The sequence below is a fragment of the Pontivivens marinum genome, from assembly GCF_900231835.1.
GTDB classification, from domain to species: domain Bacteria; phylum Pseudomonadota; class Alphaproteobacteria; order Rhodobacterales; family Rhodobacteraceae; genus Pontivivens; species Pontivivens marinum.
This window is the reverse complement of the sequence record NZ_OCTN01000003.1, coordinates 226,474-240,807: the sequence shown is the minus strand read 5'-3', so window position 1 is coordinate 240,807 and position 14,334 is coordinate 226,474. Positions and strand designations below refer to the sequence as shown.

Genomic DNA, 14,334 nt, shown 5'->3' with positions numbered 1-14,334 from the left:
CTTAAACAAGCAGCACAATGGACGCAACGTCACGTTTCCGTTGGCCGTGGTGGTGGGGTGGCCGGTCGAAACCGGCCGCCCCCCCTCAAACCTGTTCGATGCGCAGGGCAACCGGCGGCGCGAGGCTGACATCGCTGGCCGCGATTTTCGCAAGGGCCGCATCCAGATTCACCCGCAGGCAATCATGGGTCACGATCAGAACGGGGACATTGCTGCCATCATGATCGTTCTGGCGCATCCGGTCGATGGAGATACCCTGATCGGCCAGCGTTTGCGCAATCGTGGCCAAGGTGCCCGGCGCATCGGTCAGCGTGAACCGCAGGTAATGGCTGGCCGCACCGGCGCTGGCGGCACGGTTTGCGGCGACCAGTGTGTTCGCAGGCTGGCCAAATGCCGGAATACGCAGGCCACGCGCGATATCCATTACATCGCCCATGATCGCGGAGGCGGTTGGTCCCTCACCGGCGCCGGGGCCAGTATAGACGGTTTGGCCGACGAAATCGCCCTCAACCACCACCATGTTCGTTACGCCGTCCAATTGGCCGATGGTGGAACGTGCAGGAACCAGAACCGGCTGCATGCGCTGCTCCAGCCCCTCATCCGTCATGCGGGCGACGCCCAGCAGCTTTACTTTGTACCCCAGTTCGCGGGCCTGTGTGATGTCGGTCAGGGAGATATGCTCGATCCCCTCAATCGTGACGCCGGCGAAATCAACCCGTGTGCCAAAGGCGGTCGCGGCCAGCAGGGCCAGTTTATGCGCCGCGTCGATGCCGCCCACGTCAAAGGCAGGGTCCGCCTCGGCATAGCCAAGGTTCTGCGCGGCGGCGAGGACATCCTCGTAATCCGCGCCTGTCTCCTCCATCTGGGTCAGGATGTAGTTACAGGTGCCGTTCATCACGCCCATGACGCGCTGGATGCCGTTACCGGCCAGCCCCTCGGTCAGGGCCTTCATGATAGGGATGCCACCGGCGACTGCTGCCTCATACCGCAGGGCAACGCCGTGTTCCTCAGCCAACAGGGCCAATGGCTGGCCGTGCAGGGCCATCATCGCCTTGTTCGCGGTGACGACGTGTTTGCCGGAGGAAAGTGCTGCCTCGGTCAATGCTTTGGCCGGGCCGTCCTCACCGCCCATAACCTCAACCACCAGATCGACATCTGTGCGGCGGGCCAGCGCGACGGGGTCGTCCTCCCATGCGTAGGCATCCAGGTTTACACCACGATCCTTACCCTTTGACCGTGCGGAAACGGCGACGATCTGAACCTCGCGTCCGGCGCGGGCCAGCATTTTGTCGCCATGGGTTTGTACCATGCGCACAACTCCGGTGCCGACTGTGCCGAGTCCGGCAATGGCGATTCGAAGAGGGTGGGTCATGGTGTCGTCCTTCATACGGGATATGTCGCGCATGTGTAGGCGAGGGGTCAGTGCCGTGCAACGGGGCTTAACACTCAGCATGAGCTATCGTGATGATCCGTGCCGTGGTTGCGACGATTAGGCCATGTTGCAAGCGTGGTAATCGCGGGCAGAATTGCTAGGCTCGCGCCGAAGGCCAACGCGTGAGGGTGAAATGCTGACGATCACTGATTTGCACAAATCCTTTGAAACGGCGGATGCGCCCATGCCGGTTCTGCGCGGCGTGGATATGGAAATCGCAACCGGCGAATGTGTGGCGCTGACGGGTGAGTCAGGCTCCGGCAAATCCACGTTGCTGCATCTGGTGGCGGCGCTGGATACGTTCGATCGTGGATCGATCACGCTGGACGGGCAGGAATTTTCCGGCATGGGCGATACGGCTCGCGCGAATTTGCGGCGCACGCGGATTGGCGTGATTTTTCAGCAATTCAACCTGATTCCCAGTTTGAGCGTGGGCGACAACCTCAGCTTTCATGCGCGACTATCTGATCGCTATGACGCGGCGTGGCAGGCGGAATTGACGGAACGTTTGGGGTTGAGCGAGCTGGTCCATCGCTGGCCCGAGCAACTGTCCGGCGGGCAGCAGCAGCGTGTTGCCGTTGGGCGGGCGATTGCGGCGCGCCCAGCCCTGGTGCTGGCGGATGAGCCGACGGGCAATCTGGATGAGGCAACAGGCAGCGCGGTAATGGACTTGTTGCTGGATCTGGTGGCCGAAACGCAGGCGACCCTGCTGATGGTCACGCATTCCGGTGCGCTGGCGGCCCGACTCAACCGGCGGATACATTTGCGGCACGGGCGCGTGGCAGAGGTTGCAGCGGCATGACCGGCCTGATCCTGCGCACGTTGCTGTCGCATTGGCGCAGCCGTCCGTTTCAGATCGTGACCCTGCTGTTGGGCCTGATCGTGGCGACCGCGCTATGGTCAGGTGTGCAGGCCATCAATGCTGAGGCACGGGCGAGCTATGCGCAGGCGGCGGCGACCCTGGGCACGGACCGGTTTGACAGCCTGCGCCCGCGTGGGGCGCAGCGGTTTGATCAGCGCGCCTATGTTGCGTTGCGCCGTGCGGGGTGGCTGGTTTCCCCGATTGTCGAGGGGGATTTGCGGCTGGACGGGGCGCGGTTTCGTGTGTTGGGGATTGATCCTGTCACCGCCCCTGCGGACTTGCCTGCGCGGCCTGATTTGCAGGGGGATGCGCTGACCGGATTTCTGGGGCAGGCGGGTCTGATCCTGACCGGCGCGCAGACGGCGGGGCGCTTGCCTGCGGATGCGGATCTGCCGCCGGTGCGTGTGATGGACGGCATCGCGCCCCGTACCTTGGTCATGGATATCGGCACGGCGCAGCGTTTGCTTGGTATGTCTGGGCAACTATCGCGCCTGATCGTGCTGCCCGAGGCGCAGGACGGCATTCCCCCGCTAGCTGTGGCGGGGATCGAGTGGAACCGCATCGCGCCGCGTGGGGCGGATGGGGGTATTGCCGCGCTAACCGATAGTTTTCACCTGAACCTGACGGCGTTCGGCTTTCTGGCCTTCGCTGTGGGGCTGTTCATTGTGTATTCATCCATCGGGTTGGCGTTCGAGCAGCGCAAGCCGATGTTGCGTACCCTGCGTGCGTTGGGTGTGCCGTTGCGATTGCTGATGTTGGTCATGGTGGTGGAGCTGACGGCGCTGGCCCTGCTGGCGGGGATCGCCGGTGTTGCGTTGGGCTATCTGATCGCGGCCAGTTTGCTGCCGGATGTGGCTGCAACATTGCAGGGGCTATACGGCGCGCAGGTATCCGGCACGTTGTCGCTGCGACCCGCTTGGTGGTTAACCGGATTGGCCATCGCGATGGGAGGTGCGGGTTTGGCGGCGGCGGATACATTATGGCGCACCGCACGGATGCCGCTGCTATCTGCCGCGTTGCCCGAGGCATGGCACGGCGCACAGCGGCGCGCGCAGCGGGTGCAGGGGATTGCGGCGCTGGGCTGTTTTGCCTTGGCCGCTGTGCTGTCCCAAACGGCCAGCAGTTTGACGGCGGGTTTCGTGCTGATGGGCGCGCTGCTGATCGGTGCGGCGCTGTCCCTGCCGGTGATGCTGTCGGTGATATTGGGCCTAGGCGCACGGCGGGCACGCGGTCCGCTGGCGCAATGGGGCTGGGCGGATGCGCGGCAGCAGATGTCGCGGCTGTCGCTGGCGCTAATGGCGCTGCTGCTGGCGCTGTCCGCAAATATCGGAGTGGGCACGATGGTGATGAGCTTTCGCGATACCTTCACCGGATGGCTGGATCAACGGCTGGTGGCCGAGGTGTATGTCACCGCCTCGGATGCCGCGCAGGGGCAGGAAATCCAGCGCTGGGCGCAGGGGCGGGTGGATGCGGTTCTGCCGATCTGGTCCACGGAAACACGTCTGGGGGATATGCCCGCCTCGATCTATGGCGTGGCGCAGCATGCGACCTATTCCGATCATTGGCCCCTGATCGAGGAGCTGCCCGATGCGTGGCAATCGCTGGCCAGCGGTCAGGCGGCGATGATTAACGAGCAGATGGCGGGGCGGCGCGACCTTTCGCCGGGGGACCGGATTACTGTGCCGCTGCCGGATGGTGGCGAATGGCCGATGATTGTTGCTGCGATCTATTCCGATTACGGCAATCCCACGGATCAGGTGATGGTGGATGTGGACCTGCTATCCGAACGCTTTCCTGATATTGAGCGTCTACGCTTTGCCCTGCGCACAGATCAAACGGCTGAAATTATCGCGGAGGCGCGAGACAGGTTCGCCCTGCCGTCCGATCAGATCACCGATCAAGCCGCGATCAAGGCACTGTCGCTGGCCATATTTGAACGCACATTCACCGTCACAGGAGCGCTGAACGTGTTGACGCTGGCCGTGGCGGCGCTGGCATTGCTGACGGCGATGCTGACCCTGCAATTAATGCGGTTGCCCTGGCTGGCGCCGCTATGGGCGATGGGGCTGACGCGGGCGGCCTTGGCCCGCGCGGAACTGCTCAAGGTGATGGCGCTGGCGCTGCTGACGGCAATTCTGGCGATTCCGGTAGGGCTGGGCGTGGCGTGGGTGCTGACCAATGTAATCAACGTCACTGCCTTTGGCTGGCGCTTGCCGATGAATGTGTATCCGGCGGATTGGCTGCGTCTGATCGGGTTGTCCCTGTTGACGGCGGCGATTGCGGCGGGGCTGCCGGTGTTGCGGTTGGCGCGCACGGCTCCGCGTACCCTGCTGGGTGTTTTCGCGAGCGAGAGGTAGGCCATGCGGTTTCTATGGATATTGATGCTGCTGCCCGGCCTAGCATTTGCGCAAGGGTTCGCGGGACTGGGCAATGCGCCACAGGACGGATTCGCCACGCCGGAACGGGGTGTGTCGCTGAGCTTTCCCGCCGATCACGGATCGCATCCCGATTACCGGATTGAGTGGTGGTATCTGACCGCCAACATGACCGGTCCCGATGGCACACAATATGGCGCGCAGTGGACTTTGTTCCGATCTGCGCTGGATGTGGGGGAACGGCCCGATTGGGACAGCCCGCAAATCTGGATGGCTCATGCCGCGTTGACCAGTGCCGACCAGCATTTCGTGGCAGAGAAATTCGCCCGTGGTGGTATCGGGCAGGCGGGCGTTGTCGCGCAGCCGTTCGAGGCATGGATCGATGATTGGCAGATGTCCGGCCCGACGCTGAACAACGTGACGGTTCAGGCCAGCGGGCAGGGGTTTTCCTATGCTCTGGACCTGCGGGCGGATGCGCCGTTCACCTTGCAAGGCGATGCGGGATATAGCGTGAAATCAGCGGCGGGGCAGGCATCCTATTATTACTCGCAACCCTTCTATGACCTATCCGGCGTGATCGAGGTCGAGGGCGTGCAGGTTCCCGTCACAGGGCAGGCTTGGCTGGATCGGGAGTGGTCCTCCCAGCCCTTGGCCGAGACGCAGACCGGATGGGACTGGTTTTCGTTGCAACTGGATGGGGGCGAGCGTGTCATGGCATTCCGCCTGCGCGATGAGGCGGGGCAGCCGTTTCACTCCGGCACCTGGATCGCGGCGGATGGCACGGTTCAGCCGCTGGCCAATGATGCGCTGTTGCTGACACCGCTGGCCATAGGGCAAAGCGTGGGGCCGGAACTGCCTGTGGAATGGCGGGTTCAGGTGCCATCGCGCGGGCTGGATGTTACCACTACGGCGCTAAACGTGGATTCGTGGATGGGTACGCTGTTCCCCTATTGGGAGGGGCCAATCCGGATCGAGGGCTCGCATAGTGGTGTCGGCTATCTGGAGATGACCGGCTACGACTGAGCCTTCAATGCGGTGATTAGCGGCGACAGGCAATCCAGCGGCACGATCAGCAAAACGGCCTCGCCCACCATCTCAACCTCTACCGGTCCTGTTGCCTCGTTCGAGGTGCCGATCCGTGCGGCGGGGGCCATTTCCAGACCGTCAACCGACCAGCGCAAACCACGGCTGTGCACGCCCGTCGTCTGTCCCATTGGAAACAGCGACACCCGCGTGCCTGCGCCAATGTCCAGCGCGATACGGCCCTGAAGGCGGCAGCACAGATCGCCACCCCCCGCCAGAACCACCGTGGCAGGTGATTGCGCCACGGTTGAGAATGCGGCCAGCCCATGATCCAGACGTGCGCCGTTAAACCCCACGGCAAACAGGATCGGCGCATCGACGCGCGACACGCATTTATCGAAATCGGTGCTGTCCTGTTCCGCGATATGATGCACGGGAATGTCGCCCCAGCTATCGGGCGCGTGCAGCGAATCCAGATCGCCGATGATCGCATCAGGGCGCAGGTCGTGTTGCGCCAGTTGATCCGCGCCACCATCTGCCGCCACGATATGCGAATAATGTCCGTGTAGCGCGGCCAGCGTTTCGCCCTCCAGCGGGGCGCCGCCGACCAATAGGACAGGGCGGGGCGAGGTCAGAACGGGTTTCATGGCGGGTCCTGTTCACAAGAGGGATCTGCGGCAGGACTTGCCCTGCCGGATACACACAGCAATAGTCATGGCGACAAAACTCGGGCGCTTCAATGACACAGACACCTCGCATCTCTCTTAGCTTTGGCGCATTCGCCTGTGAATTGGAGGGGGTCGCCGATCCGCTGCCGCTGCTACAGCGCCTCGTCACGTTTTGTGAGGAGGTCGAGCAGCGCAATCCGGACTTCGGCAAAACCGTGGTTCCCTTGGCCGAGGTGCAGGCCGCGCTGTCCACCACCGGCCCTGTGCAGGCGGAGGTAAAATTGGGCCGTCTGGTCCTGACCCAGCCCGTTACCGAGGTGCAGGCCGACAAGGGTATTAGCAGCGTTGAGGAAATTGAGAATCAGGCGGTTGATCTGCCCGATGATGCGCTGTCATCCGCGCTGGACCGTGCGATGCAACAGACCGCGCAGCGCGATACGGGGGCGGCGCGCCCTATCCTCAGCCTCAGCGAATATGCCCGCGCGCGCAGGCCGCGCCGGATACAGGATGCGCTGGAAATCACCGCCGCCTATGCCCATCACATGTTGAATCTGGAACATTTCGACGGCGTGACGGTGCTGTCCGATGTCGATCAGGTCGATATTGGCAGGGCCTGCACGATGGATGAGAAGATCGAAGCCTTTGGTGAGATGTTGGAGCGGGGCACGTTCAAAACCGCGCCCGCTGAAAACATGTTCATCTTGGCCCGCGCTGTCTCACTGCGCTACCGCTAGGCGTTACCAGTCGCGGATCACCACGGCTGAGATCGCGTTTTTCGGGCTGCCCTCGATCAAGCGGTCCGAATAGGTCAGGTAGACCATGGTTGCGCGTGCCTCGTCATAGAACCGCACGACCTGTACCCGTTTGAACAGCAGCGATGTGCGCTGGCCAAAGACCTCCTCGCCTTCCTCCAACGTATCAGGGTCAAAGCTGATCGGCCCCACCTGACGGCAGGCGATGGAGGCGTCCGAGGTATCCTCGGCCAGACCCAGCGATCCGGAAATACCGCCGGTGCGCGCGCGTGAGACGAAGCAGGAAATGCCCTCAACCTCGGGATCATCAAAGGCCTCAACCACAATGCGGTGATTCGCGCCCAGCAATCGCCATGCCGTTGTGACCTCACCAATTTCTTCGGCGCGTAGGGGCAGGGCGGCCAGCATTAGGCATAGCGCGAGGCGGTACATCACGGAATCTCCTTTGGGTTCGGCCTAAAATAAGCGCGCTGTGGCGTATATCCAAGAGGGGAGGGCGCCTAGACGAATTGTTCGCGGATCAGGCGTTCCTCTAACCCATGGCCCGGATCGAATAGCAACCGGTGGGTCACGCTGGGCTCGGACCGGATGACAACACGCACCACGTCGCGGACCTCCTGCGAATCTGCGGTGGCGGCAATGGCGCGCTTTTCCGGTTCCAGCACGTCAAAGATGACCTCGGTTTTTGCGGGCAGCAGCGCACCGCGCCAGCGACGTGGGCGATAGGCGGATATCGGGGTCAGTGCCAGAATATCCGCTCCAATCGGCAGGATCGGGCCGTGGGCGGAATAGTTATAGGCGGTGGACCCGGCGGGCGTGGAAATCAGTGCACCGTCGCCGATCATTTCGGCCATACGTTCACGCCCATCGACACTGATGCTCAGCTTTGCGGCCTGTGGTCCCATACGCAACAGGGAAACCTCGTTAATGGCCAGCGCGCTATGGGTTTCGCCCTGCTTATCCGTGGCAATCATCCGCAGGGGGTGGATCGTGGCCATTTCGGCGGCGGCAATCCGGTCGAGCAGGTCATCCTCGCAATAGGCATTCATCAGGAACCCGACAGTGCCGCGATTCATTCCGTAAACCGGCGCGTCCAGCCCCTCCGTCGCGTGCAGGGTAGACAGCATGAACCCGTCCCCGCCCAAGGCGACGATCACATCCGCCTCATGCGCGCTGGTAGAGCCGTAGATATGTTCCAACTGCTCAACCGCCCGCCGCGCAATCGCGGTAGGCGAGGAAACAAAGCAGATGCGGGGGGACGGATCAGCACGCATTCTGGGCGCTCCTCAACGGCAATGGGGCGTGCAGCATGACCGCGCAGGCAGGCGCGATCAACCCGTTAGACGGCTGTGATTACGATACACGGGCGGCATCGTCGATGCGCAGCTTCACCTTGCGCCGTCCGCCCCATTCGTCGATCTCCAGCTTTCCAGCCACGTGGAACGCGCCGCCGCCATGTTCGCTGAGAGCGGGGCCAAGGTCGCTGTCAAAGGCGCGGAAGGCGATACCGTCGATCCGCCCGCCGCCCTGACCGGTTAATGTGACGCGCAGGTGGTTTTCACCGGCCCGCTTAGCAAAGGCGATGCGCTGCGCCGATAGGGCAAAGCGGGGCGCGGGGGCACCGGCGCCAAAGGGGCCGGTTGCCTCGATACTTTCGATCAATTCGGGGGTCGCACTGCCCGCCGCGATCAGCCCCTCGATCCGCAGATCGGCAGGGCCAGCGGTGCCCGCACCCTGTCGCGCCAGCAGGGCGGACAGGCGTTCCATCGCGCTGTCCAATGCGGTTTCCGCGACGGTCAGGCCGGCCGCCATTGCGTGGCCGCCGCCCTTTAGCAAATGCCCCTCATGCGTGGCCATTGCGACAGCGCCGCCCAGATCAACGCCGGATACGGAGCGGGCAGACCCCTTGCCGATGCCACCCTCCAGCCCGATGACCACGGCGGGGCGGTTGAATGCTTCCTTTAGGCGGGCGGCGACGATGCCAACAACGCCGGGGTGCCAGCCCTCTCCTGCGGCCCAGACCAGCGGGCCGTCAGTGCCGCGTGCCTCGGCCTGTTCGGTCGCCTGGACCAGTACCTGCGCCTCGATCTCTCGCCTATCGCGGTTCAGGCCGTCCAGACGTTCGGCAAGGGCAGCAGCCTCGTTCGGGTCATGCGTCGCCAGCAGGCGCGCGCCCAGATCGGCCGCTCCGATCCGGCCACCGGCATTGACCCGTGGCCCCAGCAGGAAGCCCAGATGATAGGCGCTGGGCCGTGTGTTCAACCCCGCCACATCGCCCAGTGCCACTAGGCCGGGTCGCGCCCGGCGTGCCATCACGGCCAGACCCTGCCGGACGAGGGCGCGGTTAAACCCGACCAGCGGTGCCACATCGGCCACTGTGGCCAGCGCGACCAGATCGAGCATTGCCATCAGGTCAGGCACAGCCCCATCGGCGCGCATCGCACGGTTCGCACCGGCCAGCATCAGGAAGACCACACCGGCGGCGCAGAGATAGGTGCAGGCGACATCCTCGTCCTGCCGGTTGGGGTTCACGACCGCATCGGCGGGGGGCAGGGTTTCGCCACCCTGATGGTGGTCCAGCACCACGACATCCACGCCGCGCTCCTTGGCCGCGGCGATGGGTTCATGGCTGAGCGTGCCGCAATCGACGCAGATAATCAGCTCATGCGCCTCGGCCAGTTGCCGCATTGCGGGGACGTTGGGGCCATAGCCCTCATCAATCCGGTCGGGGATATACAGCGTGGCGTTCAACCCCATCGTGCGCAGCCAGTCGATCAGCAAGGCGGCAGAGGATCCCCCATCGACATCATAATCAGCAAAGATCGCAATCGGTGATTTGCGCCGCACATGGTCGCAAAATATCGAAACGGCGCGGTCCATATCCTTGAGCGAGGAGGGGTCCGGCATCAGATCGCGCAAAGTCGGGGCGAGAAATGCCGGAACATCCTGTGCGCTGATGCCGCGTCGGGCAAGGACTCGCGATACAGGGTCCGAGACGGAGCAGACCTGTGCCAGATGCGCCGCCTCTCGTGCCTCATCCGCGGACATCCCGACCCAGCGACGACCGGTTAGGGAATGTTCGACATCAAGAAAGGCAGGGGCAGTTTCATGCGGCATGGATACACATCATCTTGGGGCTGTGGGATGCGCGCACACTAGCCTGCATCCTGCGCGACGCAATGCGAAACCGGTCATGGGCAGGGACAGGCAAGCCCCCACGTCACGCGATCGTTGCATTTCTGTCGTATCGGGACAGGCCGTTCCATTCCCGTAAAGGTCGCCCCATGCCGAGCAGCAATACAACTGCGCGCCTGTCATTCCTGCTGCTGCTGTTTTGCGGAACGGTTTGCAGTGCGATGATCGTGCCGTTCATGGGCTATTTTCTGGTGCAGGGGCTTGGCTATCAACCATGGATCATCAGCGTCTATTCGGTCATGGCCGTTTGCCTGACCTTGCTGGCAAACCGGCAATTCGCGCAGCGGATCGATAATGGTGCGCGGGCATTCCCCCTCGTCGGGATTGCGGCGGCGGGGTTTATGATGGCAACGATTGCGCTGTCCCTGTTCCCGACGCTGTGGACCGTGCTGAGCGTGGGTGTCATCGGTTTCGGCATTAGCTCCAGCGCGATTTCCACGATGTTCAGCCTGGGCGGGGGGATGGCCGAGCAGCACGGGATCGCGCGTAGCCGGTTCAACGCCTATATGCGGGCGACAACCTCTACCGGTTGGATGATCGGTCCGGCGGCGACCTTCCTGATTGCGGATCAGATCGGCCTGCGCGCCGTGTTTGTCGTGGCTTTGTCGGTCGCACTGCTATGGGTGGCGCTGTGGTGGTGGACCTTGCCCCGTGATGTCACGGCGCAGGCAAAACCGGCTAAGGGCAGTGTGGCGGGGGCATCACGCGATCTATGGTTGGCGGCGTCATTCGTGTTCTGTCTGTCGCTGGCGCATTCGCTGACATTCTCATCCCTGCCGCTGTTTTACGTGCAGGAGGTTGGCCTGCCCGGATATGCGCCCGGCGTGGCATTCAGCATCAAAACCTTTGTCGAGGTGATCGCTATCTTTGCAACGCCGATGATTATCGCGCGGTTCGGGATGCGGCGTGCGCTGCTGGCTACGACGTTGCTGGCGGTGGTGACGATCCAGGTGCTCGCTTCGGTCGAGACATTCGCCCAGATGTTTGTCGGCGCGGCGATGGAGGGGCTGTATTACGGTTTCTATGCCAGTCTAGGGATCAGCTATGTGCAATCCTTTGCGCAGGATCGCCCCGCACAGGCGACGGCGATCTATTGGAACACCCTGATGGTCAGCGGATTGCTGGCGGGGCCTGCCGTTGGCTTTATCGCGCAGAGCTATGATTTTCAGATGGTCGTGCGTGTGGCATCCGGCGTGGCATTATTTGCGGCGATTGTTTTGCTGATCAGTCGGAAAAAGGTGCCGCAGGTCGAATAATTTTGGATCGGTGCTGTGCTGGCCTGAATCCGAGTCGGGTGCTTTGCAGGGCGCCGTCAGATTCTGCGCCGGAATAAGGCATTTCGCAGCGAAAAATCACGCAAAACCATTAGAATTCAGTGTTTTTAGCGATGGAAAATAATGGCGCGCCGAGGAGGATTCGAACCCCCGACCCCCAGATTCGTAGTCTGGTGCTCTATCCAGCTGAGCTATCGGCGCGTTGTGTGGGCTACCTATCGCCGCCCATTCGGGTTTGCAAGCGGGAAATATCAGTATCTGTCACAACTCTTAAATCTCTTGCCGGTAGGACGATGCGAAACGTGGTGCCGGCGGTGGTTGTTTCATGCAATTCCAGCCGCCCGCCATGGCCGCGAACCAGCTCGGCCGAGATGGCAAGGCCCAGGCCGCTGCCGCCGCGCCGCTGTCCGCCCTGAAACGGCTTGAACAGATGCTCAATCGCCTTGGTCGGCAATCCGGGGCCGGTATCGGTGATGGTGATGCAGGTTTCGCCGGTGCTGGCCTGACAGCCGATGGTGATCTTGCTGTTATCGGGCTGCGCCTCCATCGCCTGTCGGGCGTTGCGCACCAAATTCAGCAGGATGCGGTACAGCTGCTCCGGATCAGCCTCGATCCGCGTTTTCTGAATGACGGCATTTGTATATTCGACGAAGCAATCCTCACGCTCCAGCAATTCGGCATCGAACACGTCGCTGACCAGCGAATGCAGGTCCACAATGCGGGGCTCGGGGCTTGCTTCCTCCGCCTTGCCAAAACTGAGCGTGCTTTCACAAAGGTTCACGGCACGGTCCAGCGAGTTTATCAGCTTGGGCGCGGTGCGGCGTACGGTCGGGTCAGCGGAACCCTCCAACCGGTCCGCCATCAGGGTCGCGGTGGTCAGCATATTGCGCAGATCGTGGCTGATCTTGGCCACGGCCTCACCCAAGGCGGCAAGGCGGTCCTTTTCCTTGATCGCGGCCATCAGGTGGGTTTGCATTTCGGACATGGCCTGCTCGGCGCTGCGGAACTCTCGCAATGTGGATTCGGGGCGGATGACACGTTCGGGGTTTTGGAAATCATCGCGGAATGCAGCCATATTCGCGACAACCCGCGTGATTGGTCCACCGATGAAGCGTTTGACTGTAATCAGCAGCAATGACGCCGTGATGATCGAGATCAGCAGCGACAGGCCCAAAATGCGGATGCCATAGCGGATCAGCGCCTCACGCATCGGGGTTTCGGGCAGGGTAATCTCGATCGCGGTGCCGCCGCCCTGTACGGGCAAGCCGATGGTTCGAATCATCCTGTCACCGCCAGTAACCAACAGATCCAGCGCGTCACGGATCAGCATGATCGGCCCTGCATCGCGCAGGTCATAGGTTTCCGAAATCATGCTTTGCATCGGGGCGGACAGGACCAGTTCGCGCATGAAATCCCTGCGCAGCACAATGTTAGTCACACCGGCATTGGCCAGCAGCTCCTGCTCCAGCTCTGGATGGATCATGTCATTGGGTGTTGCGAGGATTGACAGCGAGGCGATCTGCGCACGCTCCAGCCGTTCCTGTAGGTAATCCACGCGAAAGCGCGCCACGGTGGGCACAAAGATCAGGATCTCTGCGACCATGACGAAGATCACGGTCAGCGCGAGGACTCGTCCTGCCAGTGAGTTGAACATTGTTCGGGTTCCGGTCCGGTTTCTGTACGGCAGTATATACCGTGCAGCCCGTTTGCGTAAGTCTGCTGCTAGAGTGCGACGAAACGCATCAGATGCGTGTCCTCATCCCCCATAATCTGTCCGATCATGGTCAGCCGTTTTGCGGCATGGGCGATGTCATATTCCCATGTCATCGCGATACCGCCATGCAGCTGGATTGCCTCCTGCGCGACCAGCTTTCCCGTAACAGCCGCGGTGTATTTTGCCGCTGCGGCATATTTCGCGCCCTTTGCCGTGCCCAGATGATGCCCCGCATTGATGACGGAGGATCGCGTCTGCTCGATTTCCGTCACCATATCGACGGCGCGATGTTGCAGGGCCTGAAATTTGGACAGGGGCACGCCGAATTGCCGACGGGTTTTCAGGTATTCGACGGTGGCGTCCTTGCACCGCTCCATCAGGCCCAATGCTTCGGCCGACAGGGCCAGCAGCGTTGTGTCCAGCAGATCGGCCACCGGCATGTCCAGCCGCGTTGCAGCCGCGTTGTCGAAGCGGATATCCGCGCCGCGTCCGCCATCCATCAGGGGATAGGGGGTTAGCTGCGCATCTGTCGCGGCGACCGCGAACAGTGCAGAGGTGCCGTCCTGCATTGCGGACACGACGAAGATATCGGCCGCCTCAGCATTGGCGACGGCCACCTTGGTCCCCGTCAGTTTGCCATCTGTCACGGTGGCGTTCAGGCGGGCGGGGTCCACGGACACGCCAGCCTCGGAATGCGCGAAAATGGAAACCAGCGTGCCGACAATAACCTCATCCCGCTGATCTTGTGTTAGGGCCGCAGCGGCCAGTGCACCGATAAAGGGTTCGACGACCAATGCGCGGCCCAGACGTTCGAAGATCAGTGCGATGTCCGCGCCTGCGCCGCCAAATCCGCCTTGATCCTCGGTAAATAGCGCGCCGATCAGGCCCAGCTCGGCCATTTGCGTCCACATTTCGCGGGACCAACCGGCATCACTGCCCGCGATTTTCATCCGGGTGGGGTGATAGTAGCGTTCCGCCAAAAACCGGTCGAGCGTGTCGCCCAGCATGCGGCGATCATCTGTTGGTGAGAAATCCATGT

The 14,334-nt window shown here is 62.4% G+C and carries 12 protein-coding genes and 1 tRNA gene; 5 read left to right on the top strand and 8 right to left on the bottom strand.

Annotated elements, in window-relative coordinates:
• Nucleotides 1-85 precede the first annotated feature (85 nt).
• Nucleotides 86-1,372, bottom strand: coding sequence for a homoserine dehydrogenase (locus CR254_RS10235; protein ID WP_097929758.1), 1,287 nt, complete (start codon nt 1,370-1,372; stop codon nt 86-88).
• A 193-nt stretch (nt 1,373-1,565) separates the two neighbouring features.
• Between CR254_RS10235 and CR254_RS10230 the strand changes: the two genes are divergently transcribed.
• The 3 genes from CR254_RS10230 to CR254_RS18060 are packed head-to-tail and all read left to right on the top strand — an operon-like array spanning nt 1,566 to nt 5,692.
• Nucleotides 1,566-2,234: an ABC transporter ATP-binding protein gene (locus tag CR254_RS10230; protein WP_097929757.1), complete on the top strand. Its 669-nt coding sequence runs from the start codon at nt 1,566-1,568 to the stop codon at nt 2,232-2,234.
• Nucleotides 2,231-4,651, top strand: coding sequence for an FtsX-like permease family protein (locus CR254_RS10225; RefSeq protein ID WP_180955964.1), 2,421 nt, complete (start codon nt 2,231-2,233; stop codon nt 4,649-4,651). Before CR254_RS10230 ends, CR254_RS10225 begins: the two co-directional genes overlap by 4 nt.
• Before the next feature lie 3 nt (nt 4,652-4,654).
• Complete coding sequence (locus tag CR254_RS18060) at nt 4,655-5,692, top strand: lipocalin-like domain-containing protein (protein WP_180955963.1); 1,038 nt, start codon at nt 4,655-4,657, stop codon at nt 5,690-5,692.
• On the opposite strand, the gene CR254_RS10220 is transcribed toward CR254_RS18060, so the two are convergent.
• Nucleotides 5,683-6,339 carry a thiamine diphosphokinase gene (locus tag CR254_RS10220; RefSeq protein ID WP_097929756.1) on the bottom strand — a complete coding sequence of 219 codons (657 nt, stop codon included), beginning with the start codon at nt 6,337-6,339 and terminating at the stop codon, nt 5,683-5,685. The two genes, CR254_RS18060 and CR254_RS10220, sit on opposite strands and share 10 nt — an antisense overlap.
• Before the next feature lie 92 nt (nt 6,340-6,431).
• On the opposite strand from CR254_RS10220, the gene CR254_RS10215 reads away from it, so the two are divergent.
• Nucleotides 6,432-7,094 (top strand): hypothetical protein, encoded by a 663-nt coding sequence (locus CR254_RS10215; protein WP_097929755.1) that lies wholly within the window; start codon nt 6,432-6,434, stop codon nt 7,092-7,094.
• A 3-nt stretch (nt 7,095-7,097) separates the two neighbouring features.
• On the opposite strand, the gene CR254_RS10210 is transcribed toward CR254_RS10215, so the two are convergent.
• From CR254_RS10210 to recJ, 3 genes are all read right to left on the bottom strand, one after another.
• The gene (locus CR254_RS10210; RefSeq protein ID WP_097929754.1) at nt 7,098-7,544 is read right to left on the bottom strand and encodes a CreA family protein; all 447 of its coding nucleotides are present in this window, start codon (nt 7,542-7,544) and stop codon (nt 7,098-7,100) included.
• A gap of 68 nt (nt 7,545-7,612) precedes the next feature.
• Nucleotides 7,613-8,386 (bottom strand): NAD kinase, encoded by a 774-nt coding sequence (locus CR254_RS10205; protein ID WP_097929753.1) that lies wholly within the window; start codon nt 8,384-8,386, stop codon nt 7,613-7,615.
• Between the two features lie 79 nt (nt 8,387-8,465).
• A complete protein-coding gene (gene recJ, locus CR254_RS10200; RefSeq protein WP_097929752.1) occupies nt 8,466-10,229 on the bottom strand; it encodes a single-stranded-DNA-specific exonuclease RecJ in 1,764 nt (587 codons plus the stop codon).
• A 167-nt stretch (nt 10,230-10,396) separates the two neighbouring features.
• Here recJ and CR254_RS10195 point away from each other — a divergent pair, with 167 nt between their 5' ends.
• Complete coding sequence (locus CR254_RS10195; protein ID WP_097929751.1) at nt 10,397-11,563, top strand: MFS transporter; 1,167 nt, start codon at nt 10,397-10,399, stop codon at nt 11,561-11,563.
• A 142-nt stretch (nt 11,564-11,705) separates the two neighbouring features.
• Here the strand turns inward: CR254_RS10195 and CR254_RS10190 are convergent.
• From CR254_RS10190 to CR254_RS10180, 3 genes are all read right to left on the bottom strand, one after another.
• Nucleotides 11,706-11,782 (bottom strand) — tRNA-Arg (locus tag CR254_RS10190).
• A 10-nt stretch (nt 11,783-11,792) separates the two neighbouring features.
• On the bottom strand, nt 11,793-13,235 hold the full coding sequence (locus CR254_RS10185) for a sensor histidine kinase (RefSeq protein ID WP_097929750.1): 1,443 nt from the start codon (nt 13,233-13,235) through the stop codon (nt 11,793-11,795).
• Between the two features lie 68 nt (nt 13,236-13,303).
• Nucleotides 13,304-14,332 carry an acyl-CoA dehydrogenase family protein gene (locus CR254_RS10180; RefSeq protein WP_097929749.1) on the bottom strand — a complete coding sequence of 343 codons (1,029 nt, stop codon included), beginning with the start codon at nt 14,330-14,332 and terminating at the stop codon, nt 13,304-13,306.
• Nucleotides 14,333-14,334: the final 2 nt, after the last annotated feature.

What these genes read in the sequence shown, in the direction of transcription:
- recJ (WP_097929752.1), bottom strand. Translation starts at nt 10,229, where the DNA reads ATGCCGCATGAAACTGCCCCTGCCTTTCTTGATGTCGAACATTCCCTA.
- CR254_RS10205 (WP_097929753.1), bottom strand. Translation starts at nt 8,386, where the DNA reads ATGCGTGCTGATCCGTCCCCCCGCATCTGCTTTGTTTCCTCGCCTACC.
- CR254_RS10195 (WP_097929751.1), top strand. Translation starts at nt 10,397, where the DNA reads ATGCCGAGCAGCAATACAACTGCGCGCCTGTCATTCCTGCTGCTGCTG.
- CR254_RS10225 (WP_180955964.1), top strand. Translation starts at nt 2,231, where the DNA reads ATGACCGGCCTGATCCTGCGCACGTTGCTGTCGCATTGGCGCAGCCGT.
- CR254_RS10220 (WP_097929756.1), bottom strand. Translation starts at nt 6,339, where the DNA reads ATGAAACCCGTTCTGACCTCGCCCCGCCCTGTCCTATTGGTCGGCGGC.
- CR254_RS10215 (WP_097929755.1), top strand. Translation starts at nt 6,432, where the DNA reads ATGACACAGACACCTCGCATCTCTCTTAGCTTTGGCGCATTCGCCTGT.
- CR254_RS10185 (WP_097929750.1), bottom strand. Translation starts at nt 13,235, where the DNA reads ATGTTCAACTCACTGGCAGGACGAGTCCTCGCGCTGACCGTGATCTTC.
- CR254_RS10180 (WP_097929749.1), bottom strand. Translation starts at nt 14,332, where the DNA reads ATGGATTTCTCACCAACAGATGATCGCCGCATGCTGGGCGACACGCTC.
- CR254_RS10210 (WP_097929754.1), bottom strand. Translation starts at nt 7,544, where the DNA reads ATGTACCGCCTCGCGCTATGCCTAATGCTGGCCGCCCTGCCCCTACGC.
- CR254_RS10235 (WP_097929758.1), bottom strand. Translation starts at nt 1,372, where the DNA reads ATGACCCACCCTCTTCGAATCGCCATTGCCGGACTCGGCACAGTCGGC.
- CR254_RS10230 (WP_097929757.1), top strand. Translation starts at nt 1,566, where the DNA reads ATGCTGACGATCACTGATTTGCACAAATCCTTTGAAACGGCGGATGCG.
- CR254_RS18060 (WP_180955963.1), top strand. Translation starts at nt 4,655, where the DNA reads ATGCGGTTTCTATGGATATTGATGCTGCTGCCCGGCCTAGCATTTGCG.